The organism is Novosphingobium sp. TCA1, from assembly GCF_009811895.1.
Taxonomy (GTDB): domain Bacteria; phylum Pseudomonadota; class Alphaproteobacteria; order Sphingomonadales; family Sphingomonadaceae; genus Novosphingobium; species Novosphingobium panipatense_A.
Map to the genome: position 1 here is coordinate 35,277 of NZ_BLJH01000013.1, position 23,262 is coordinate 58,538.

General features: G+C 64.7%; 21 protein-coding genes. 11 read left to right on the forward strand and 10 right to left on the reverse strand.

The window, feature by feature from the left end:
- Positions 1-114: 114 nt before the first annotated feature.
- Together NTCA1_RS15340 and NTCA1_RS15345 are read right to left on the reverse strand one after the other, a co-directional pair.
- Entirely contained in the window at positions 115-993 is an 879-nt protein-coding gene (locus NTCA1_RS15340; RefSeq protein WP_201282497.1) for a LysR family transcriptional regulator, read from the reverse strand.
- A 103-nt stretch (positions 994-1,096) separates the two neighbouring features.
- The gene (locus tag NTCA1_RS15345) at positions 1,097-1,852 is read right to left on the reverse strand and encodes a TetR/AcrR family transcriptional regulator (RefSeq protein WP_133084494.1); all 756 of its coding nucleotides are present in this window, start codon (positions 1,850-1,852) and stop codon (positions 1,097-1,099) included.
- Between NTCA1_RS15345 and NTCA1_RS15350 the strand changes: the two genes are divergently transcribed.
- The 10 genes from NTCA1_RS15350 (at position 1,827) to NTCA1_RS15395 (ending at position 12,320) form a co-directional block, all read left to right on the forward strand.
- Positions 1,827-2,342: a VOC family protein gene (locus NTCA1_RS15350; RefSeq protein ID WP_133084493.1), complete on the forward strand. Its 516-nt coding sequence runs from the start codon at positions 1,827-1,829 to the stop codon at positions 2,340-2,342. The two genes, NTCA1_RS15345 and NTCA1_RS15350, sit on opposite strands and share 26 nt — an antisense overlap.
- A 10-nt stretch (positions 2,343-2,352) precedes the next feature.
- Positions 2,353-3,138 (forward strand): SDR family NAD(P)-dependent oxidoreductase, encoded by a 786-nt coding sequence (locus NTCA1_RS15355; protein ID WP_133084492.1) that lies wholly within the window; start codon positions 2,353-2,355, stop codon positions 3,136-3,138.
- A complete protein-coding gene (locus tag NTCA1_RS15360) occupies positions 3,128-4,300 on the forward strand; it encodes a hypothetical protein (protein WP_133084491.1) in 1,173 nt (390 codons plus the stop codon). The genes NTCA1_RS15355 and NTCA1_RS15360 overlap by 11 nt, the downstream gene beginning before the upstream one ends.
- Positions 4,301-4,311: 11 nt before the next feature.
- The gene (locus NTCA1_RS15365) at positions 4,312-5,505 is read left to right on the forward strand and encodes a sulfotransferase (protein WP_133084490.1); all 1,194 of its coding nucleotides are present in this window, start codon (positions 4,312-4,314) and stop codon (positions 5,503-5,505) included.
- Positions 5,502-6,509, forward strand: coding sequence for an alcohol dehydrogenase catalytic domain-containing protein (locus NTCA1_RS15370; RefSeq protein ID WP_133084489.1), 1,008 nt, complete (start codon positions 5,502-5,504; stop codon positions 6,507-6,509). The genes NTCA1_RS15365 and NTCA1_RS15370 overlap by 4 nt, the downstream gene beginning before the upstream one ends.
- A gap of 92 nt (positions 6,510-6,601) precedes the next feature.
- A complete protein-coding gene (locus NTCA1_RS15375; protein WP_086491935.1) occupies positions 6,602-7,117 on the forward strand; it encodes an RNA polymerase sigma factor in 516 nt (171 codons plus the stop codon).
- A 100-nt stretch (positions 7,118-7,217) separates the two neighbouring features.
- Positions 7,218-8,210 carry a FecR family protein gene (locus NTCA1_RS15380; RefSeq protein WP_159831153.1) on the forward strand — a complete coding sequence of 331 codons (993 nt, stop codon included), beginning with the start codon at positions 7,218-7,220 and terminating at the stop codon, positions 8,208-8,210.
- 136 nt (positions 8,211-8,346) lie between these two features.
- Positions 8,347-10,818: a TonB-dependent siderophore receptor gene (locus NTCA1_RS15385; RefSeq protein WP_201282498.1), complete on the forward strand. Its 2,472-nt coding sequence runs from the start codon at positions 8,347-8,349 to the stop codon at positions 10,816-10,818.
- Between the two features lie 168 nt (positions 10,819-10,986).
- On the forward strand, positions 10,987-11,631 hold the full coding sequence (locus NTCA1_RS15390; RefSeq protein WP_236549359.1) for an energy transducer TonB: 645 nt from the start codon (positions 10,987-10,989) through the stop codon (positions 11,629-11,631).
- A 146-nt stretch (positions 11,632-11,777) separates the two neighbouring features.
- A complete protein-coding gene (locus NTCA1_RS15395; RefSeq protein ID WP_159831154.1) occupies positions 11,778-12,320 on the forward strand; it encodes a hypothetical protein in 543 nt (180 codons plus the stop codon).
- 81 nt (positions 12,321-12,401) lie between these two features.
- On the opposite strand, the gene NTCA1_RS15400 is transcribed toward NTCA1_RS15395, so the two are convergent.
- The 7 genes from NTCA1_RS15400 to NTCA1_RS15430 all read right to left on the reverse strand — a co-directional run bounded on the left by NTCA1_RS15400 (position 12,402) and on the right by NTCA1_RS15430 (position 21,132).
- Entirely contained in the window at positions 12,402-13,313 is a 912-nt protein-coding gene (locus NTCA1_RS15400; RefSeq protein ID WP_236549360.1) for a glycoside hydrolase, read from the reverse strand.
- Positions 13,314-13,375: 62 nt separating this feature from the next.
- Positions 13,376-16,264 (reverse strand): TonB-dependent siderophore receptor, encoded by a 2,889-nt coding sequence (locus NTCA1_RS15405; RefSeq protein ID WP_236549361.1) that lies wholly within the window; start codon positions 16,262-16,264, stop codon positions 13,376-13,378.
- A 265-nt stretch (positions 16,265-16,529) separates the two neighbouring features.
- Entirely contained in the window at positions 16,530-17,627 is a 1,098-nt protein-coding gene (locus NTCA1_RS15410; protein ID WP_133084485.1) for an AbrB family transcriptional regulator, read from the reverse strand.
- A 7-nt stretch (positions 17,628-17,634) separates the two neighbouring features.
- Positions 17,635-18,567: a polysaccharide deacetylase family protein gene (locus NTCA1_RS15415; RefSeq protein WP_159831156.1), complete on the reverse strand. Its 933-nt coding sequence runs from the start codon at positions 18,565-18,567 to the stop codon at positions 17,635-17,637.
- Positions 18,564-19,490 (reverse strand): polysaccharide deacetylase family protein, encoded by a 927-nt coding sequence (locus NTCA1_RS15420; RefSeq protein WP_133084484.1) that lies wholly within the window; start codon positions 19,488-19,490, stop codon positions 18,564-18,566. Before NTCA1_RS15420 ends, NTCA1_RS15415 begins: the two co-directional genes overlap by 4 nt.
- Positions 19,490-20,173 (reverse strand): isochorismatase family protein, encoded by a 684-nt coding sequence (locus NTCA1_RS15425; protein WP_201282499.1) that lies wholly within the window; start codon positions 20,171-20,173, stop codon positions 19,490-19,492. Before NTCA1_RS15425 ends, NTCA1_RS15420 begins: the two co-directional genes overlap by 1 nt.
- Positions 20,170-21,132 (reverse strand): hydroxymethylglutaryl-CoA lyase, encoded by a 963-nt coding sequence (locus tag NTCA1_RS15430; protein WP_133084483.1) that lies wholly within the window; start codon positions 21,130-21,132, stop codon positions 20,170-20,172. The genes NTCA1_RS15425 and NTCA1_RS15430 overlap by 4 nt, the downstream gene beginning before the upstream one ends.
- Before the next feature lie 90 nt (positions 21,133-21,222).
- Here NTCA1_RS15430 and NTCA1_RS15435 point away from each other — a divergent pair, with 90 nt between their 5' ends.
- Positions 21,223-22,386: a CaiB/BaiF CoA-transferase family protein gene (locus tag NTCA1_RS15435; protein WP_133084482.1), complete on the forward strand. Its 1,164-nt coding sequence runs from the start codon at positions 21,223-21,225 to the stop codon at positions 22,384-22,386.
- Between the two features lie 2 nt (positions 22,387-22,388).
- On the opposite strand, the gene NTCA1_RS15440 is transcribed toward NTCA1_RS15435, so the two are convergent.
- A complete protein-coding gene (locus NTCA1_RS15440; protein WP_133084481.1) occupies positions 22,389-23,174 on the reverse strand; it encodes a GntR family transcriptional regulator in 786 nt (261 codons plus the stop codon).
- Positions 23,175-23,262: the final 88 nt, after the last annotated feature.

Genomic DNA, 23,262 nt, shown 5'->3' on the forward strand with positions numbered 1-23,262 from the left:
TCAGTGCCGCTGCGCGATCGGCGTCAGCTTCTGATGGAAGATGTAATTGCTGCGCCCTGCCTCGTTAATTCTCCATTTTTGAAAGACATTATTCCGTAAATAGGAACAATAGAGTCATTGCAGCAAGGCATTGTCGCGTAGCCGCTCCACCACGAGGTCGATGAAGGCACGCACCTTGGCCGTGGCATGCCGTCCCTCGACATGGACGACGTGAACGGGGATCGGACTGTCCGCATGATCGTCCAGCACCGATTGCAGACGCCCTTCCGCCAGTGCCGGAGCGACCTGGTAGGACAGCACGCGGGCTATGCCCCACCCTTGTTCCGCCGCGGAGATGGCGGCCTCGTTGGTATTGCAGAACAGGCGCGGATGCACGGTGACGCTGGTGCGCCCGTCCGGCCCGAAATGCCATTCGGGAGAGGTCCAGGCGCCGGTGGGCATGATGATCCGGTGTCGCGCAAGCTCGGCAGGCGTACCGGGAACCCCATGTTTATCGAAATAGGATGGCGCCCCGCAGATCGTGCGACGAACCCAGCCGACCCGTGTGGCGCTCAGACCCGAGGGCGGAAGACTGCCGATCCTGACGGCAACATCGATCCCTTCCTCGACGATGTTTACCGGACGATCGACGAACAGCGTCTGCCCCGCCACGCCCGGAAAGCGATCGAGATATTCGAGCAGGATGGGAAGCACATGCATTCGCCCGAACATGACCGGCCCGGTGACGGTAAGCGTGCCTGTCGGGTTACCATGCGTCCCCGCTGCGGACGCTTCGGCTTCGGCAATGTCCGCCAGGATACGGCGACAGTCCTCGAAGTACCGCTGCCCGGCCTCGGTCAGCTTGACCGAGCGCGTCGTCCGGGTGAGCAACCTCACGCCGATCTGCTCCTCCAGCGCGGTTATCGCCCGTGTGACGGCCGGCGGACTGAGCCGCATCTGCCGTGCGGCTTCCGCAAAGCTCGCCGTCTCTGCCACTCGGGCAAATATCCTCATGGATTGCCAGCGGTCCAAACCCCATTGCCCTTCGTCTGCGCTCTAAAATACTGGAATATTGCGCGGAACTGCACGCCATCGTCAATCCGAGGGTGCGCCACCTTCAGCTCTCGCCCAGACCGTTCAGGATGAAGTCCGTAAATGCCGCCTCGATCTCTGCGTCGGAGGCGATCCCCGGCGGGAAGAGCCAGTCGCGAAATGCCACGGCGCCAAGCACGGCGGCAAAGGACACGCGCACGGCCATCCGGTGCCCCCCCACCTGACCGCCTCCCTGATCGCTCTCGCCAAGCCGCTTCGCCCGCATGGCCGCTCCCGCCTCGAAATATTGCGACAAGGCCGCGATCGGCCCGCTTTCCTCGCCGCCTGCAAAAGCCTGGGAGGCCAGGAGCGCCACCATCAGTTGCCGGTTGTCGCCAAGGAAAGCGATGAGATCCTTGATATAGCACTCGGCTGCGCTGCGATCCCCGGCAACGAACGGCGACTGCGCCGACTGGAATTCCGTGAAATGGGTATTCAGCGCGCCGAACACGGCTTCGCGGAAAAGCGCGGCCTTGGTCGGGAAATATCGGAACAACTGGGCTTCGGTCACGCCAGCACGGCGGGCGATCGCGGCCGTGGTGGCACCGGTCGGCCCGCGCTCGTCGAACTCGGCTCGGGCCGCCGCGAGTATCGCAGCGGTCAGTTCACCTGCCCCCCGCCGCTTGCGATGCGATTTGCCGTCTGGATGGTCTGATCCGTCCAACGCCGTCTCCTTGCAGTCTTGCCACACACAATGATAGTACGTACTATCAAATGAACAGACACGATAGCGTCGGATTGGGAGATCGACCACCATGGCCTTGGCATTGCCGCGATCCACGCTGCCTTCCGCGCCCGGCAAAGGTCTGCTCCAGACGGAGCATTTCCAGATCGCCTATGCGACCAACGATATCGAGCGTGCCTGCGCCCTGTTCCGCAATCAGCTTGGCATTGGAGAGTTTCGCCGGCTCGAAGGCCGAACCCCGGCAGGCGGCACGGTCCGGGTCGAACTCGCCTGGATCGGCCCGGTCATGTACGAATTGCTTACAGCGAGCGGTCCGGGCTCGGCGATCTACATGGACCGCCTGCCCGAAGGTCCGGGATTCGCCCTGAATCACCACCACCTCGGCTATCTCGTCTCCTCCCACGGCGAATGGGATGAACTCATCGCCGGAGCGGCGGCGGCGAACTTCGCAGTGCCCTACCGGAACGACAACCCCGGATTCCTGCGCAGTTGCTTCATCGATGCCGCGCCGCTCGGGCACTACCTCGAATATATCCTGCCCGAGCCTGCCGGGCTCGACTTCTTCAAATCCATCCCACGCAACTGAGGAACCGGCCATGCCAATCATGCACGATTTCACCGGTAAGATCGTCGTCGTGACGGGCGGCGGCGAAGGCATCGGGGCCGAGACCGCCCGCCAGTTCGCACGCGCCGGAGCCACGGTGATCATTGCCGGGCGCACGGCCGCGACGCTCGACCGTACGGCTGAAGCCATAGCATCCGAAACCGGGAGCACCTGCATCGGCATTCCCACCGACGTGACCGAAGAGGCCCGGTGCATCGCGTTGGTCGAGGCAGTGGACACCCGCTTCGGCAGGGTGGACGTGCTGGTCAACAATGCCGGAGGCGCGCGGCAGGTGCCGATCCGCCAGTTCCGCAGCGACAAGTACCTCGCCGAGTTCGACCTCAACCTGCATTCGGCCTTCTACTGCGCAAGGGCAGCGGCAGAGCGGATGATCGCGCAAGGAGAAGGCGCGATCGTCAACGTCTCTTCGTTGGCGGGCGTCCACGGCACCATGGGCGTCGCCCCATATGCCACCGCCAAGGCCGGGCTCCAGATGATGACGCGGGTTTCCGCCGCCGAATGGGGACCTTGCGGGATCCGGGTCAACTGCGTTGCGGCGGGGTTGATCGCCACGGAGAAGGCCAGGGCGAAGTGGGCGCGCGCCGGGTTCGACGAAAGCGGGGCGACTGCCGCCATCCCGCTGCGGCGGGCCGGGACACCGGAGGACGTGGCGCAGGCGATCCTTTTCCTTGCCGGTGATGCTGCTTCGTACATCAGCGGGGAAACAATGGTCGTGGGCGGCGGGCCCCAGCTCAGGGGAATGATCGATGTCGACTGACCTGCACCTTACCCCTCTGCTTGCCCCGCTGGAGGAGGCGATCGCTCAACTGGGCGACACCTGGCGCCCTGACGACCCGGCCTACCGGGCCGACGTCCTGCGTCAGACGATGACCAGCCTGTCCTATGCCTGTTTCGCCTATTTCCACGCCGATGCCGAGCATCCCGACTGGGCCCCGCTCTGGAACCCGGTCTACACGCTACAACCCAACCCGGACGACATCTACCTCCAGTCCCCGATCCGGGGCGACCTGACCTACCGCGTCTCGGGCAACCGCGGCACCTGCCGGATTCTCAGCTTCACCACACAGCGGGCGCTGTCAGGCACGGTCGACGAAATGCCCCGGCCCAGCGGCCACAACGAGGTGGACGACGCCGACCTGGGCCTGGCTCCTGGCGAGGACTTCGAGGTGATCTTCAGCGCCCGGCGCCCCGCCGGCTATACCGGGCGCTGGGCGCCGATCGATCCAGAGGCGCGCGGCATGATCGTGCGCTACCGCAGTTACGACTGGCTCAACGAGGTCGATCCGGTGCTGTCGATCGAGTGCCTCGATCCCGTGCCTCCCAAACCGCGCCTGACGCCCGACGATATCGTAAGCCGTATCGGCGAAATGGCGCGTTTCCCCGCCCGCAAGACCCGGCTCTACTATCCCATGCAGAACGGCGTGAAGGAGCGGGTCGGCTTCAACGTGTTCGAGCCCGTGCGAATGCCGGGGGCGCTTGCCAAGCAGGTCTACTGGCCGGCCTGCTTTCAATTCGATCCCGACGAGGCGCTGATCATCGAAACCGAACTGCCGCCGGACCGGCCCTACTGGAACATCCAGCTCAACGATCCGCTCTTCAACGCGCTCGAATATGTCTACCGCCTGTCGAGCACCAACGGCCACTATGCCCGCGCAAGCGCCGACGGCAAGTTGCGGGCGGTGATCGCGCTGACCGATCCGGGCGTGCCCAACTGGCTCGATCCGGCGGGCTACACCGAGGGCGGCATCTACGGCCGCTGGTACGATTGCAGCAGCGCGCCGACGCCGACGATTACCCGGGTCAAGCTGGCCGCGCTGCGCGACCACCTGCCCGCCGACACCCCCGTCGTCACCCCGGAGCAGCGGGCGGAGGAGCTGCGCCAGCGCGTCCGCGCCTGCCAGCGCCGCCGCCGTTGGTAGGAGGACTTCGCATGACCACGATACCCGTTGCGCCCGCGCGATTCCGGGATGCGGGCGACCAGCTCCACGAGCTGGTCGCCCGCGAACTCGGCTGCGACGATTTTGGCCCGGCCGACTATCGGTCCGGGCTCGACATGCTGCTCCACTCGATGGACTACGACCCATCCTTTACCGCCAGGGGCCGCGAAATAGCGTGGGCCCAGGTGCTAGGCGTGTTGCGCAGCCGCGCGGCTGCCTACCGATCGATGCGCGAGCATCCCCACTACGCCGATACACCGATCGTCAGCCCGGTGGTGATCACCGGAATTCCGCGCACCGGCACGACCGCACTTCATAAACTGATGGCGCTCGATCCCCGCTTCCAGGGGTTGCAGACCTGGCTGCTTGAGGCGCCCCGCCCCAGGCCGCCGCGCACCACCTGGGAGAACTATCCCGAGTTCCAGCGGACCGCGGCACGGCTGGCGCGCCGCCATGCCGACGCACCGGTCAAGCACACCGCACATGCCATGGCCGCCGAAGAGGTCGACGAATGCTGCCTGCTGCTTTGGCAGAGCTTCGTCTCGAACCTGTGGACGGCGGGATGGTCGGCGGCCAGTTACGACGCCTGGTGGCAAACACAGACCGAGGCGCCCGCCTATGCGCACTACAAGCGCTGCGTGCAGCTAATCGGGTGCGGCGAACCGGATCGGCGCTGGCTGCTCAAAAACCCGGGACATATCGACAACCTCGATCTGCTCCTGGCGATCTTCCCCGATGCCCGCATCATCCAGATGCATCGCGACCCGGCCAAGGCGATCCCCTCGCTGGTGTCGCTGCTGATGGCGGGCCACGATGCGATGGAAACGGGACGGCGCGAGCAGCGCGGACAGATCATGATCCGGCGCGAAACGGCGAAGTGGGCGTGCGCGCTGGTCCGGGCGGATCAGGTCCGATCGCGGCATCCCGATCAGGTGCTCAACGTGATCCAGCGCGATCTGCACCGCGATCCGCTGCGTGTGATCGAGCGTATCTACGCCTTCATCGGCATGGATCTGCCCGGCCCGGTCGCAGCGGCGATGCGGGTCCATGCACAGGGAGGGCAGGACGGCGCGGCACATGGCGAGCACCGTTATGCCATTGCCGATTACGGGATCGGCGCAGAGGCCGTGCGCGCCGCCTTCGGCGATTATGCCGAGCGGTTCGCACTGATGGAGGGTGCGCGATGAAGGCGGCAATCTATCCGGGACAAGGCGGCACCGTCAGGATCGAGACCCTGCCCGATCCTGTGCCCGGCCCCGGCGACGTCGTCATCCGCGTCGATCGCTGCGGCATCTGCGGAACGGATCTGGCGATGACCCGCGGAGGCGCCTGGGACTATGCCCCGGACAGCCAGTTCGGGCATGAGTTCGCGGGCGAGGTGGTAGCGGTGGGGCGCGAGGTCGACAGCATCAGGCCGGGCGATCGCATCGCCGTGCTGCCCTCGGTCGCCTGCGGAACCTGTGCCCAATGTACAGGTCATGGCAACAATGTGCTGTGCCGGTCCTCGTCCGAAACCCTGACCGGCGGCTTTGCCCAATATGCCCGCCTGCCCGCACGCAATACCACGCTGCTTCCGGCAACGCTCTCGCTGGCCGACGGAGCACTGATCGAACCGCTTGCAGTCGCCCTCTACGGCCTGCGCATGGCCGGAATCGCGCCGGGCGAGCGCGTGCTCGTGCTGGGCAGCGGATCGGTGGCGGCTTATGCGATCTATTGGGCGCGGCGGATGGGTGCGGGGCGGATAGTCGCCCTGTCTCGCTCGACCCGCCGAACCGACCTGATGCGTCTGATGGGCGCCGACGCATTGCTACCCTTCGGTCCCGACGAAGTCGGCGAAGCGGAGGCCGCGCTGGGAGGCTCGCCATCGGTCGTCCTGGAATGCATCGGGGCCGAAGGCATGCTCGGCAAGGCGATCCAGCATGCCGCCCCGTTCGCCCGGGTGGTATCGCTGGGCTTTTGCACGGCGCCCGATCCGGTCGTGCCCGCTGTCGCTGCCTACAAGTGCCTGTCCCTGCACTTCTCGGTCGGTTATTCGATGCGCGAATTCATCGACGTGGCGGACGCCATGGACAAGGGCCACTGCGATCCCAAGGCGTCGATCACAGCCACGGTCCCGCTCGCCGCGCTACCCGCAACGATCGAGCGGCTGCGAGGAAACCATGCCGAAACCAAGGTTCACGTTACTCCCTGACGGACGACGCCTCAACCGCCCGCACCATTGTGGACGTCGCTGCCATCCCCATAGTTGCGATTCATTCGCAAGATCGATAGGGCGCACTCGCCATGTCGAGCAACGCCGCCTTGCTATCCCGTCTCCTGACCGCCGAGCGCGCCGCGCTGGTGCGCTGGCTGGCGAGGATGGTGGGCAGCGTCCCGGCAGCGGAGGATGTCGCGCAGAACCTCTATCTGCGCGTGCAAAGCGTGAAAGACGATCCGCCGATCATCAACAAGCGCTCCTTCCTGTTCCGCCTCGCCTCGAACCTGGCGCTGGACCATCTGCGCGCCGCGCGGCGACAGGCAGCCCTGTTTGCCGAGGAAGCCGATGGTCACGGCGTCGCTTCGCCGGATCCCGATGCTGAAACGCGCCTGCTCGATCAGGAAAAAGTCCGCCAGATTGCTGCGGTAGTCGATACGATGCCGCTGCGTTGCCGGCAGGTCTTCGTGCTGGTCAAGATCGACGAACTGAGCGTCTCGGAGGCAGCGGAGCGGTTGTCGATCAGCCAGGACATGGTCCGCAAGCATATCCGTCATGCCCTGCTGCTGTGTCATCAGGCTTTGTCGGATGCGGCCGAAGCATGAGCGAGCCTGTGATGACACCCTCTCGTTTTGCTTGCGCCGAACGTCATGGGATGAAAGCGAAATGCAGATTGGCGGCAATTTCGCATGGGAAATGACTGTAATGCCGGGTGATACCGAGGCTCCTTTGCCGAATTCGCTTGCCGATGAAGCGGCCTATTGGGTTTCCGCCGATTTCGACGGCGAACTGCCTGCCGAAAGGCGCGCCGAGCGCGATGCCTGGCTTGCCCGAGATCCAGAACACGCGCGCGCCTATGCCCGGATGCAGGACCTGTGGATGCAGATGAGTGCTGTGCCGGAAACTCCGGCGCTGCGCGCCTCCCTGCCGCCAGCGCCCGTCCGCAAGACCCGGAGGCTCGATCCGGCAAGGTCCCGTGTGCGGCGACGTTGGGCGACCTCCGCCATCGCTGCGAGCCTCGCCTTTGTTCTGGTCTGGTCAGGGCAGGACTGGGTAACGATGCTCCGGGCCGACGTGATGACCGACACGGGAGAGCGGCGCACGATGCAGCTTGCCGATGGTTCCACGATGCAGTTGGGGACACACAGCGCAGTAGCTTTCGATTTCTCAGGCGACCACCGCGTTGTGCGCCTGCTGACGGGCGAGGCCGCTTTCACTGTCGCGCCCGATCCTTCGCGCCCGTTCCGCGTGGAAGCCGGGACGGGATCGGCGACGGCGCTCGGCACCCGCTTCCTCGTGCGCAGAAACGGCGCCGAAACGCGCGTGACCGTCACCGAGCACAAGGTCCGCATCCGCTATCCGGCCGAGGGCGGCGCCTCGGCCGTGCTCCCCGAAGGCCAGAGCCTTTCCTATGGACCGGCAGCGGGGATCGGCCCTGCTTCCAGGATCAATCCGGGAGATGCCACGGCCTGGACCGAAGGGGCGCTGGTATTCAAGGATGCACCGCTCAACGAAGTCGTCACCGAGATCGGGCGCTACCACCGGGGCTATCTGGGCGTGCTGGGAAAAGCGCGTAATTTGCGCGTCAGCGGTGTGTTCCGCATCGATGACCCCGTCGCAGCGATCGACCAACTCCAACGCTCGCTAGGTTTGCGCTCGGCACAATTTACCGACCACATGATATTGATTTTCAACTGATTTTTTCGAACGATCGGTCTGCGCAAAAATATTTGCGCTCGGACCTCTCGTTTCAAAATCTCCAGACGTCTTAGGTGCAAGGCGTTCTCATTAGCAACAACGCCTGGGGTTCAACGACGTTCGGGGATGATCCAGAGTGACGATTTCGATGAAGACGCGCGGCGGGGCGCGCGCGAGCGGCAGGTTGATGGCTGCCGTACTGCTTGCCGGTACGACCATGGGGTTGTCGGCAGGACTGGCCGCTCCGGCGCTGGCACAGGAAGCCCGTAGCTACGATATTCCCGCCGGCGCACTCGCCGATGTTCTCAACACTTATGCCCGGCAGGCCGGTGTGGAACTGGCCTATCGCGCGGAATTGACAGCGGGCATTTCCAGTCCCGGCCTCAAGGGCAGCTTTTCCCCGGCGGAAGCGCTGTCGCGCATCCTTGCCGGTAGCGGGCTCACATTCCGCCAGACTGGGCCGCGCGCCTTCACGCTGGAGGCTGCGCCCCGTACTGCGGACGGCACCATCCAGCTTGGGCCGGTGCAGGTTCAAGGCAGTGATGGCGGAACCGGCGGCAGCCTGGCTGCACTGACCAGCGATCCTGCCGTCAGCGAGGGAACCCGTTCCTACACCGTACGCAGCACGTCGACCGCCACCAAGCTGGCGCTCTCCCCGCGGGAGACGCCCCAGTCGGTCTCGGTCGTCACGCGCCAGAAGATGGACGACCAGAACGTCCAGTCGCTCGACGATATCGCCCGCACCACGACGGGCATCACTTATACCGAGCTCGGCACCGATCGCTCGACCTACTACGCGCGCGGATCGGAGATCACCGATATCCAGTTCGACGGAATTCCGAGCAACATTTCCGAGAACTACTCGATGGACGTCATGTCCACCGCGAACATGGCGATCTACGATCGGGTCGAGGTGGTACGCGGCGCCAACGGGCTTCTGCAGGGGACCGGCAATCCTTCCGCGGCGATCAATCTCGTGCGCAAGCGGGCGACGCGGGACTTTCAACTGGGTGTCGAGGCAGGCGTCGGATCATGGTCCAACTATCGCGGGCAGGTGGACGTTTCGGGCCCTATAACCAAGGACGGTGACGTGCGGGCGCGCGCCGTGGCTTTCTATAACTCGGCGGACAGTTACCGTGACGGCGCCAGCAGGGACAATCGCCTGCTCTACCTGACGGCGGAAGGCAATCTTACCCCCGGCACGCTGCTGCGCGTCGGCGGCACCGCGCAGCGGGACTACAATAACGGTTACGACTGGGGCGGGCTCAACACCGACGTCAGCGGCGCCTTCTACGATCTGCCGCGTTCCGCCTCGCTGGCGGGCAAATGGGCTTATCTCAAGCGCCGCAACTATTCGGCGTTTGGTGAGCTGCAACAGCAGATCGGCAGCGACTGGAAGATCGTCGTCGCCCCCAGCGCAATCTGGTCGGACGCGGGCTTTCGTTCGTCCTATCCTGCCCGCTCCTCGGGGAACATCTACCGGCTGGTCGTCTCCGACGTGGACTACCGCGATCGGCAGGTGGGGCTCGATGTCTATGCCACCGGCCATTACCGGCTGCTCGGCGGCGAGCATCAGCTTGTCCTTGGCGGCAGCTTGCGGCGCGACAAGTTCGATTTCACGATCCACACCGCATCGAACACGCCGACAGTCGATATCACCGACTATGACTATGCGTCGATCACGGCCCCGGTGCTCAATACCGCCAGCACTTATTACAAGTATAACCGCAAGGAGGGCGGCCTTTACGGTTCGACCCGTCTGGGCCTGTTCGATGGTCTTCATGCCATTCTCGGCGCCCGCCTGAGTTGGTCGAGCTACACCGTCCTGAGCCCCTATGTGGATGACGAATACCGCTCGAAAGCCCGGTTCCTGCCCTACGCCGGTGTTGTCTACGACCTCGACGACCACCATTCGCTCTACGCCAGCTACACGGAAGTCTACAAGACGCAGAGTTACTACAGCGCGGGCAACACGCTGCTCGATCCGATCCAGGGGCAGAACTACGAAGCCGGCGTAAAGGGTGAATACTTCGACGGGCGCCTGAACGCGTCGCTGGCGGTGTTCCAGTCCAGCCTGCTCAACATGCCCGAGGCCACGACGGCGGACAGGACTTGCGGCGTCACCGGCACTTCCACCTGCTACGTCGAAGGCGGCCGGGTGCGCAATCGCGGCTTCGAGGTCGAGGTTTCCGGCTCTCCGCTGCCGGACTGGAACGCGACGCTCGGCTTCACCTACAGCGACCCCGAATATGTCGCGGGCCTCAACAAGGGGACGGACTACAACACCCGCATCCCGCGCAAGCTGTTCAAGTTCTCGACCGACTACCGCCTGCCGGGCAGCTTCAACCGCATGCGGCTGGGCGGCGACCTCTATGTCCAGAGCAGAATGTACACGCAGACCGCGAGCTACACGATCAAGCAGGGCGGTTACGCGCTGGTTGGACTGCACGCGCGCTATGATGTCAGCGAAGCGGTCGAACTGGGGCTCAATGTCAACAATCTGCTGGACAAGACCTATTACCAGTCCATCCCGACTTCGAACAATTTCGGCGGGCTGTTCTACGGCGACCCGCGCAGCGTGATGGCGACGGTGCGCGGACGTTTCTAAGTGGCGTCCAACAAGCCGATGATACTGTCACCCTCCTCGGATAGCCCTGCGCTACCCGAGGAGGATACCCCTGCGCGAAATGACACTGTCGGCAGGCGATTTGCGAGCGATTCAAGAACCCTTCGCTACGCGGATCAACCGGATTCGCTGACCACGCGTCTGGTCGGATTGGGCGGGACAAGCGCGATCGGCCTGGCGATTCTTGCGGGGCTGTTCCTGACCTGGCAGACTTATAGGGCCACGCCGCCGCCTGCGACGCTGACGGCGTTCGATGTCGCACGCCCGGCTGCTCCGCCCGAACCCGTTCGCGAAGTGCCGCCAGGGCCGGAGCAGGTGAAGAAGGACAAGCCCGTCCCGAAGCCTCGAGTACCCGAGATCGAAGCGCCGAAGATCGTCGTTCCGACCACCAATGTCGTTTCAGCGGCGCCGCCTGCCAAACTCGTACCGCCGGATCCCGGCCCTCCGGTCAAGGATACGACGGCCCCGGCCAGCAAGCCCGCACCGCCTGCCCCGCAAGTGTCGAGCGGCAAGCCGACCTGGCAGGGCCTCGTCCTCGGCGCCCTCGACAAGGTGAAGCGCTATCCGCGCGATGCCCATTTCGCCCGGCAGCAGGGCGTGCCCTATATCCGCTTCGTCATGGACCGGCAGGGGAAGGTGCTGTCGGTCAGGCTGGAGCGCTCGTCAGGGTTCCGTTCGCTGGATAACGAGGCCCTGGCCCTTCCGAAGCGAGCCCAGCCGCTGCCCAAGCCGCCGGAGTATGTGAAGGGCGAGGCCATCGAACTGGTCGTGCCGGTCGAGTTCTTCATGACTTGATGGCGGCCGTTCCATCGTTGCCTCGATGAAGGTCGGCGCCTTTGCAGAGCCGATCGAAAGCTATATCGCGACAAACAAAGCACAGCATCGCCCGGCGCAAGCCCCGAGCAATCAATAACTTTCTTCAGACAGACATGAGATCTATTGTGACAAGACCTGACCACATCCGCCGCTGTTCCGCCCTGGCGTGCGGTGCCTTTGCCATCTCTCTGCTCGGCGGCGCCCAGGCATCCCTCGCCGAAACGACTGAGGATATCGCCCAATCCATGGGTGAGGCCGAAAGCGGATGTACCCAGAAGGAATTCAACCAGTTCCTCGACGCATTCATCGCCTCACCCGCGGTACGCGCCAGATACACAGCGCCGCAAGTCGAACAGCGAGGATTTCGGCAACCTTCGAAGGCAACCGGCAGCAGCCTTCCTGCCAGTGCATACCAGTCTTTGAACGTCTCACACGTAGACTGGCAATTCGCCGATAGTGCATCCGTCGCGCGCTGGCGGGCTGACCCGAACCAGCCCTACACCGCGCTTGATGTGAAATTCGAAGACCTGCCGGACGGCAGTTTCAAGTTCACTTATCAGCCTGCTATCCTGCGCGACGACGAAGAGGGCGACGGCTGGACCGTGGAACGCCATATCGGAAAACCGGCGCCTATCTGTTCTCATGGCGAAGCGGCTGCTGGCAGCTGACGCAGGACTATCGCTGACAGGGTTGTAACGAGCCACCGCTGCAAGTGGCGGTAGCCCGTTACAGAAGCATTACGGTAGAGTTCAACACGCCTTCGCGGGCTTTGCCGGCAATGCCAGGCGTGCGGGATGATCGTGAAACACATCCGCACCGATCCTGTGGCTGTTCGCGTATACCTCGCTCAGGACGGCGAAGAGCATCGGATCATAGGTCTGCAGATCCCTGTCGGAAACGACCATGCCGCCTTCGTGCCGGAACGCCTTGTTGGAATTGAACCAGAACTGCGTGCCCTCGGCCCAGTATTCCTGCACGGTGACCGAGGCATAATCGCCCTTCCACAAGCCCTGCTCCAGAGCATGGCTATAAGCCGCCTCGACGCGCCCGTAGAGGGCGGGATCGACCCTTTCGATGGCGGAAAGGATATTGTGCGAGAACTCGTGGACGAGGATGTTCTCGCCGAAATAGCGCGTGTCCGGCACGCCCAGCAGGTTCTCGGCGGCTCCGGTCGTATAGAGGCCGCCCATGCCGCGTGCCCGGCTGTTCCAATACTCGGCATCGGTCATGGCGGCGATCCTGGCGTAGTTCGCCCGTTCGCAGGGCGTCAGGCGCGGATCGTCCGCAGCAGGTTTCTTCCAGTCCCGCTGCTCGGGAAGATGCATCGTCCCTTCGTCGATCGCCATGACACCGACCCGCGCGCCGCTGCGGACCAGCTCGCGGCGAATGTCGGGCCGCTCGGCAGTCTCGGCAAGCACGATATCGCGGGCGATCAGCAAGGCGCTGTCCGGGACTTTCGCGGAAGAGACCACCGGGATGCCGCCCGCATCGGCATACTTGGCGTAGAAAGGATCAAGACCGAGCGCGGCGGGCGGCGCGCTTATCGTCCAGCTTTCGTAACTTCCGATCACGGCATGGGCCATGCGCGCATCCTTCCCCGGCGGATGCGTACAGGCCGCGATGAGGAGCGGCAGTACAAGGGCCAGGCGGTGCGGGTTCATCGATGTTCTCCGGTTTCGAGGATCGGCCCGGATCTGCCGAGGCGGAACCGGGCCGGCCATTATCAGCGGTGGAAGCGCAGGCTCAGGAAGAACGTGCGGCCGATCACGTCGTAGACGCCCGACTGGTAGCTCAGTTCGAAGTTGGCCCCGCCCGCCTCGGCGCCCGGTATGCGCGGCGGCTTGCGGTCGAAGGCGTTGTTGAGGCCGCCCGACAACTCGATATTGTCGGTCAGCGCCACGAAAGCCGAGAAGTCGTTGTAGAACACGTTCGGCGTCCAGACCTTGCTGTACTTGTCCGGCGTGATCGTGGTGGCGGCCTTCATCGGCGAGAAATGACGCAAGGTCCAGGTCACGCCCATGCCCTCGCGCGCATAGCTCGTGCGCACGACACCCTTCCACTTGGGTGACCCGAAGATACCGGCATATTCGGTGATCGAATTGGGATCGGTGGGATCGAGCGTATAACGGCGTTTGAGCAGGCGGGTGTAGTTGGCGTCGATCGAGAACTTGCCCGCATCGTCGGACAGCCCCAGCCTGGACAACGGCAGGCTGTATCCCAGCCCGAAATCGATGCCCCGCGTCAGGTACTGTGACAGGTTCAGCTTCTGCGTCATCACGGATTCGAGATTGCCGTTGGCATCGCGCTGGATGAGCGGGCAGAAGATATTGTCGAGACTGGACTGGTCGACGCACTTGTCGATCAGCATCTGGGCGCCGAATGCGTCGATCGCATTGCGCAAGTCGATGTTGTAGTAGTCGACGGTAAACGACAGGCCGGGCACGAAGCGCGGTTGGAGCACGGCGCCGAGCGTCAGGGTTTTGGCGGTCTCCGGCTTCAGGTCGAGATTGCCGCTCGATATGATGTCGCGGTAGAGCCAGTAGCTGACGGTATCGGCGGGATTGATCGTGGCGCAGTTGGCGGCCGTATACTGGGTGCGGGTCGCGCGGTTGGCCAGATTGTAGGTATTGCAGGGATCGGTGATCCACAGGCCCGAAATGCTGTCCGCCGTATAGAGTTCGCCGATATTGGGCGCGCGGACGGCCTGTCCGTAAGTGGCGCGGAAGCGGATGTCGGGGATCGGCGCCCATTCGCCGCCCACCTTCCAGGTCGTGGTCGATCCGGCGGTGCTGTAGTCCGACAGGCGCAGGGCACCGTCGACCGAGAGCGTATCGAAGAACGGCGTGTTCTTCAGGATCGGCACATGGACTTCGCCGTAGACTTCCTTGACCGAATACTTGCCCACCAGCGTGCCCTGCATGGTGCCGATCGTCGGATCGTAGAGCGGGCTGTCCGGGTTGTATTCGGGGATTGCGCCGATATCGTTGCGCTCCTTGCGGTATTCGCCGCCGAGCACGACCTGCACTGCCCCGCCCGGCAGGTCGAACAGGCCGCCGGAGACGTAGCCTGAGAGCACCTGCTGGGTCAGCGTCGATCTCGACCAGTGCGAGGTATAAGTGATGTAGTCGATCATCTCCGGGGTCAGCGTGACCAGCGGGTTGATCGCCACGCAGTCGTTGCCGGGATCGTCGAGCGTACTGCGGCAGACGGCTTCGCCGTTGGCGCCGGTCGTGCTGTCGATGCCCAGATACCAGCGGTCATAGGCGGTCGAATTCACATCGCGCACGCGCTGGGTGGTCTTGCCGTAGGAGTAGTAGGTCGAATAGTTCCAGGGCTGGGCAAAGAGCGTGAAGTCGCCTTCCGCCCCAGCCACGGCCTGGAACAGCTTGCGGTCGTATTCGGTGCGCGGGGCGGGCAGTTCCATGAAGCGCCGCGCGAACTGGACACCGCCCGCAGGCACCGCGCCGCCATTGGCCGCGCGCATCTCGTCGGTGATGAAGGGGCTGTCGGCCGGCACGACGTCGGTGCCGAACGCGGTCATCTGGAGAGAGCCCGAAGTCGAGGTATTGTGCGCGAAAGTGGCATTGGCGAAGAGTTTCAGCGCATCGCTGACCTCGAAACTGGCCGCGGCGCGGGTGTTGAAGCGTTCGGAGGGGACCGAAAGAAACCAGCCGTCATAGCGGCCGTTGTATTCGCCGCCGTCGGTCAGCAAAGTGCCGAGCGGGTCGGTAGATGTGCCGAGGTTGACCGGCACGACGTTGACCAGGCCGCCGGGTCCGAGGATGGGATCGCGCAAGGTGCCGCTGTCGCGGCCCACCGAATAGAGCTTGCCGCCCAGCACCACTTGCGCGGCATCGGCCGTGTTGATGTTGCGGACGTGGTCCTGGATGAAATAGGGACTGGAGCTGCTGGTGCGGGCGTAGATCGGGTAGCCGTCCGCCGTCCACGGCCGATCGGAACCGCTCACCGTGCCGGGCGTGTTCTCGTAGAAGCCGTAGACCGTGACGTTGCCGCGCCCCTCGGAGAAGTTCGTGCCTGCCAGAAGGTCGAACCCGTAAGTGTCCATGTCGCCGCGCGTCGAGGCGCTGTAGCGGGTGTTCGCCTCGATACCCTGGAAGTCCTTCTTGAGGATGAAGTTGGCCACGCCCGCAACCGCATCCGCACCGTAGAGCGCCGAGGCGCCGCCGGTGATCACTTCCACGCGCTGGACCAGGCTGGAGGGAATGTTGCTGAGATCGACCGCAGAAGTGCCGGGGATTGCCGCGACCTGGCGGCGGCCATCGACCAGCACCAGCGTGCGCTGTGTTCCCATGCCGCGCAAATCGAGCGCATTGACGCCTGCATTGCCCGCAAGGTTGCTGGTCTGATTGGTCTGGGTGACCGCCAGCGCCGGAAGCTGGTTGACGACATCGGCGATGTTCTGGGTGCCGGTCGCCTTGATCTGGTCGGCATCAACCACGGCGATGGGCGATGGGCTGTCCGCAGCGGCGCGGCGGATGCGCGATCCCGTGACGACGATGTCGTTGGCAGGTCGTTCGGCTGCGGCATCGTCCTCGGTAACCGGGGCCGTCTGCGCGTAGACCCCGGTCGAAAGGCCAAGACAACTGAGCATGAGTAACGTCCGCAGCCCTGCTGCGGCGGTCCGATGATTGTTCATGTGGTTTATCGCTCTCTGACCCGCAACAATCCGTTACGAGCGAGTCGTATACGATATTTTTAATACAAATTTGTCAAGGGAGATCGGGTCGGGATTCGGAACGACATGACGTCGTATCGCTTGTCCACTCAGCTTACGTGATCAAGATAATAGCCGGGCAGCGAAGCTCGCGATGTGAAAGGGCTGGCGAAAGACTTGTAGCCAGAACTCGCCGGTCAGTTCACGAACCTAGCTCGGCTGTACCCACATAACGGGCTACCATGCGGCCCAGCCAGGGGCCGACCACGATCACTGCAAGCAGACGGGTGACCTGCATGGACATCACGAACGACACATCGACATCGGTCGTCGTGGCGATGACGGCCGCGAAGTCGGCGCCGCCCGGGCTGGTTGCGAGGTAGGCCGTCAGGGGATCCACATCGAAGACATGGGCAATCAGGAAACCACAGCCCCCGCAGAAGGCGATCAGGGACCCGACAGCGGCCAATAGCGCCGGCGCGGCCTTTCGTGCCGTCGCGATGACCGGAGGCGTGAACCCGAGACCGATCCTCATGCCGGTGAAAAGATAGGCCCCGCCCAGGAGCCAGCCCGGCAATTGCGGCTGCGCCAGCCCTGCGCCCGTTGCCAGCGCGCCGAGAAACATGGGGCCGAGCAAAGGGGCGGCAGGCACCCCCAGTCGCCGGGCACCCCAGACACCGATGAGCGCGATGACAACCGTTTCGCAGAGGCGGCGCGGTTGCAGATCGGGGAACCACGCGCCGCCCGGAGCCCCTCCCCCAACTGCGCTCCCCCCGGAGTGTGCGGAAAAGGACAAGGCCAGAATCGAGGCGATCCCGGCCACCAGTATGACCCGCAAATAGGCCATCACGGCAACGAGTTGCCAATCCGCATCCTCGTCCCGGGCCATCAGCACCATGGCGGTCGCGGCGCCCGGCATCAATCCCCAGATCGCGGCCGTGCCGGGAAGTACCCGCATCCGGGCCGCGATTGCTCCCATACACGTGGCGGCGACCACGATGGCGATCGTCGTGCCCAAGAACATCCAGGGTGCCTGCGCCACCCGCGTCAACGCAGGGAGAGTGAGCGACCGCGCGATCATCAGTCCGATCATCGCCTGGGCCGCCATGGCCAGCCAGGACGGAAGGCGCAGCGCGCCCCCGCGCGAGGCGAAGATGACGGCCGCCAGGAGCGGCCCCAGCAGCAGGCCGGCAGGCATGCCGAGCACCTCGAAAAGCCCCGCGAACAGGGCGGCGCCCGGCAGGAGGCGGATCCACGGCAGCACGCGGCTCATCGCACCGGTCATTGTGCGGAACGGCACCGCGCCATCACGGGCGGGGAAGCTGGGCCGCGGTCTGCCGTGCGATTTCGCCTGCCGTCAGGAACGTCACCTCGGGTTTTTCGCGCAAGGTGCGGAGCAAGTCTTCAAGCGCGCCGATGCGGTAGGGCAGCCCCATGATGTAGGGCGTGAGATGCAGTGGCAGCATCCGCGCGCCGAAGCGGGTCGCTTCGTCTACCAGCCATGCGCAGGCGTCTTCCACCTGCTGCCGGTAACTGTCGGCCGACTGCTGCTGAACCGTGACGATCTGGCGGTCGGACAGTTCATGGTTGAGAGGAACGTTGAGAACGGGTCCTGCAGACGTCGTCATCCAGTAGGGAAGCTCGTCGTTGACCCAGTCCAGCATGTAGTCGAGCCCGGCATCGGCGAGCAGCCCCGGCGTGGACCAGCTCTGCGAACGGGCGATCGACAGCCAGCCGCGAGGACGGGACCCCGTTGCCGCTTCCAGGGTATCGAGCGCGCGGGCGATCAGGTCGCGCTCGTCCGCCTCGTCCATCCCGCTGGCGATAGTGCCGTTCATGTCGGTGGAGTGCGCGGCGATCTCGTGTCCGGCCGCGACGATGTCGCGGACGATCGAGGGATAGCGCTCCGCGATCGCGGCGTTGACCGCCACGGTCACCCGCGCATCCACCGCCGCGAAGGCATCGAGTAGTCGGTAGAAGCCGACCCGCGTGCCATATTCGCGCGCCGTGTAGTGGCGATAGTCGGGATAGGCCGTCTGCATGTGCCCCGGCGCGCGGAACGGCGTGTCGGAGGGTTGGATAGGAAACCACTCCAGCGAGACCACGATGGGCACCGCGACCTTGGCACCGCCATCCCAGGCGAGTGGCTTGCGGGCGAACAGGTTCGACCAGGGGTAGAGATCGTGGTCCATCCCGCGGCGGCGGCGTTCGTAGACCAGATAGGAAGGATCGAGGCTCATCGTGCGTTCTCCGCTACGCGGGCGGCATCGGCGGCCACTGCGTCGTAATCATGCCGGAGGAAATGGTCGGCGATGTCGCCGCTGCGGGTGATCCATGCGCGGCCGTCCGCCGCAATATGGCGCAGCACTTCCTCGAACGCGCCGATGCGGTGGGGCTGGCCGATCAGGTAGGAATGAAGCGGGATGCACATCACGGTGCCGGACGTCTCACCCTCGGCGGCGAGCCTGTCGTACTGGCGGATCAGTGCGTCGGCATAGTCGCGCGGGCTCATGTTGTAGACGAAGAAGCCGTAATGGTCGTTCACTTCCAGGCTGTAGGGCATGGAGATGAGGCGGTTCGATTTCACATGAACCGGCGCGGGCTGATCGTCGTGGTAGAGGTCGCAGGTGTAAGTCAGGCCATATTCGGCGATCAGGTCCAGCGTGCGCGGCGTATGGGTCAGCGCCGGGGCCAGCCAGCCCCGGATGGTCTGCCCGGTCGCCTCGCGGACGGTGCGGATCGAATCCTCTATGATCGCACGTTCCTGCGCCTCATCCATGCCGTAGGAATAGCGCGTGTTGTAGATGCCGTGGCTGAAGAACTCCCAGCCGCGCGCGTTCGCATCCTCCACGACCTCGGGGACATGCTGGCACAGCGCCACCGAGAGTGAGACGGAACCCGGAAAGCCGTGCCGGGTCATGACGTCCGCCATGCGCCAGTGCCCGACGCGGTTGGCGTGATCGCGGTGGCCGTAACCGACGACGTCGGGATGGGGTTTCGCCCAGCTCTTGCGGTGCGGATTTGCCGGCGGGTCGATCTCGTAGAATTCGAGATTGGGGGACACCCAGACCGCCACCGACTTGCCGCCGGGCCAGCGGATCGGCGTCCGGTTGCGGTAGGGGCGGAAATCGTAGAGACCGGGATCGGCTTCGCCTTCGCGCATCAGCGTGCCTCCAGCCAGTCGATCACTGCCTGCACCGGTTCGACGTCGGCATATTTGAGCTGAAGGTCGGTGAGGTTGGCGAAGTGGTAGCTCTCGTGCTTGTCCGCGCAGGTTTCGATCGGCACGATCGTGCGGTAGCCGCGACTGAGCGCGTCGACGGCGGTCGCCCGCACGCAGCCGGACGTGGAGCCGCCGGTGATCACCACCGTATCGACCTTGTGCCACACCAGCAGGCTTTGCAGCGGCGTCTCGAAGAAGGCGGACGGCATGTGCTTGTCGTAGATCATGTCGTTGGCGCCAACTTGGCAGCGGTCGTCGAGCGCATGGCGGCGCGAACCGTGCTTGATGTTCTGCAGGCTGTCGGGCGTATTCGTGCGCGTGCCCCAGACACCGGCATCCGCCGCATTCTCATGATAGGCCACGCGGGTCCAGACGACGGGCATGCCCTGCGCGCGGGCGAGCCGCGAGATGGTGTTCACATGCTCGATCTGGCGGGGGTCCGTCTCATAGGCGGTCTTGAACTCGTCGATCCGCGTGTAGACGTTCTGGAAGTCCACGTTGACGATCGCCAGCCGCTCGCCGAAGCCGAACTTGGCGCGGGCAGGGTTCGCCATCACGTCCTCGAAGATCTGGCGGGCGGTGCGATGGTCCGAGACCATCCGGGTGCCGACGATCGTGCTCATTGTGCCGTCTCCATTGCGAAATCGGTTCGTGTTCCGGCGGGTGTGAAGCCCAGCGGCAACCCGGCCTCCGGTGTAAAGCCATAGAGCGGCTCTTCCGGCAGCGCCGCGTGTAAGATACGGCGCACGTCCAGCAGCCCGGGCAGGTCGATGCCCGTATCCAAACCCATCGCCTCCAGCATGAAGACCAGATCCTCGGTGACGATGTTGCCGCTCGCGCCGGGGGCGAAGGGACAGCCGCCGAGTCCGCCAAGCGACGAATCGAACGTCGTCAGCCCCGCCTCCAGCCCCGCGAGCACATTGGCAAGACCGAGACCACGGGTATTGTGCAGGTGGATTCCCGTAACCGCAGCCTCTCCGGCGACGCCGCGCACCAGGCGAACCATGCGCCTGACGCCAGAAGGATCGGCATAGCCGTTCGTATCCGCAAGCCCGATCTCGTCGCATCCGGCCGCCATCAGCGCCTCGGCGAGACGCGCGATCTGCCGATCCGGGATCGCGCCTTCCAGGGTGCAACCGAAGACGGTGGAGAGGCTGCCTTCGAAGTGGGGGCGACACTCGGCAGGCAGGTCCGCGATCAGCGCGGCGATCTGTCCGGCTTCCGCAATCACCTGCTCGTGTGTGCGGCGCAGGTTCGCCAGGCTATGCGATTCGGAAACGGAAAGCGGCAGGGTGATCTTGTGCGCCCCGGCGGCGATCGCGGCCGCCGCACCCTTGGCGTTCGGTACCAGCGCGGCAACCGTGAGGCCGGGAATCGTGCGCGCATAGGCCACGATCTCTCCGGTATCCGCGAGCTGCGGAAGCAGCTTCGCCGGAACGAAGCTGCCCACTTCGATCTCGGTTACGCCGGCAGCGGCTTCGGCGGCGATCCAGGCCTTCTTCACATCGGTCGGCAGGACCGGCGCGATGCTCTGCAAGCCGTCGCGCGGGCCGACCTCGCTGATTAAAATTCTCGCTGACATCCGAGGCTCCTTGGCTTTTATGTATTAGTGTTATAACAAATAAGCCTGCCCTGTCGAGAGGGCTGTCAATTCAAGAAGGAGAGTCGATCGATGAGGGAGGAGCTTCCGCTCAGCGGCATCCGCGTGATCGAGTTCACGCATATGGTGATGGGGCCGTCGGTAGGATTGATCCTCGCGGACCTGGGTGCGGACGTGATCAAGGTGGAACCCAAGGGCGGCGACCAGACGCGCCGGTTGCTGGGATCCGGCGCCGGGTATTTCCCGATGTTCAACCGCAACAAGCGCAGCGTCTGCCTCGATCTCAAGAGCGACGCGGGCAAGACTGCGGCGATCGCGCTGGTGGAAAGCGCCGACGTGCTGATCGAGAATTTCCGCCCCGGCACGCTCGCGCGGCTGGGCCTCGGCCATGAGGATTTCGTGGAGCGCCATCCGGGCCTCATCTACTGCTCGGCCAAGGGCTTTCTGGCCGGCCCTTATGAAAAGCGCACCGCGCTGGACGAAGTGACCCAGATGATGGGCGGCCTCGCCTACATGACCGGTCCTCCGGGCCGCCCCTTGCGCGCGGGCGCATCGGTGGTGGACATCACCGGGGGCATGTTCGGTGCGATCGGCATTCTCGCCGCGCTGGAGCGACGGCACCGGACCGGTCGCGGCGGCGAGGTGAAGTGCGCCCTGTTCGAGACGACCGCCTTCCTCGTCGGCCAGCACATGGCGCAGGAGGCGGTAACGGGCAAGGCGCCCCGCCCCATGCCGGAGCGGATCTCGGCCTGGGCGGTCTACGATGTGTTCGAGACGAAGATGCCGGACGAGCAGCTCTTCGTAGGCGTCGTCAGCGACGGCCAGTGGAAGGCCTTCTGCGAAGCCTTCGGACTGGACGCCCTGCTGGACGACGCTTCCCTTGAGACCAACAACCAGCGGGTTGAAGCGCGCGACAGGATCCTGCCCGTGGTCCGCGCCTGTTTCGCGGGAATGCCGCGCGAGGAGGCAGTCGATCTGCTGGAGCGTCTGGGCCTTCCTTTCGCGCCGATTGCGACCCCTTCGGACTTGTTCGAGGATCGCCATCTCGCCGCGGGCGGACTGGTGGACGTCACGCTGGATGAGGGGCGCCAAACCCGCCTTCCGGGCCTGCCGATCGAGCTGGACGGAACACGCATGCCCTGCCGTCTCGACCTGCCGCAGGCGGGTGAGCATGGCGCGGCACTGCTGCGCGAGGCCGGGATGGACGCGGCGGCCATCGCCGCCGCGCTCGACTGACGTCAGCCGACGGCGGGGCGAGGACCGCCGTGGAGATCGAGGCTGATCCGGTAGCGGTCAGCCCGATAGTCCGCGATGGTGAACAGGACCGGCTTGTCCGCATCGTCGAGCACCACGCGCTCGATCCGCAGGAGCGCGTCGCGCGGTTCTATGCCCAGCAGGGCCGCGGTTTCGACGCTGGCATGGACCGCGGAAACGGTCTGGCGACCGCCCACGATCGTGATGTCGCCATCGTGAAGGTGCTTGAGAATGGGGGTCGAGGTCAGCGTTCGCTTGGTGATTTTCACGCCGAGGTCCGCCGGTAGCCAGCTGGTGACGACGCCCAGCGGCTCCTTGTCGGTGTGGCGGATACGGCGGGCCTTGTAGACGAGCGTGCCCACCGGCCTGTCGAGAATGGCGGCGATATCGGTCGGTGCCGGCTCCTTCGACAGGTCGAGGACTTTGACCGGCGTATTGCGGCCGAACGCCAGCAACGATTCGATGGCCTGCTCGACGTTCGCCTCGATCGGCACGGTGGACGCGCGATAGACCACGCGGGTGCCGGTGCGCCGCCGGCGTTCGACCAGCTTGTTGGCGGCCAGTTCGTGCAGCGCACGCCTTGCCGTGATCCGCGAGACGCCGTGCTGCGCCGCCAGTTCATGCTCGGTCGGCACAGAAGCGCCGAACGGAAGGCGTCCGCCCAGGATGTCGTCGCGCAGGGCGAGGAAGATCTGGTGATAGAGCGGAACCGCGCCCGCCCATTGCGGGGGAGCGGCCTCTGCGAAGACGGTTTCGGTTTCTCGCGCCATCCTGTCTTCGTAGTCGAGCGGCGCCCTTCGGTACAGTGCGAACCTTACGGCATTTATTTGTTATATTGATATATCAAATAGGCCTGAT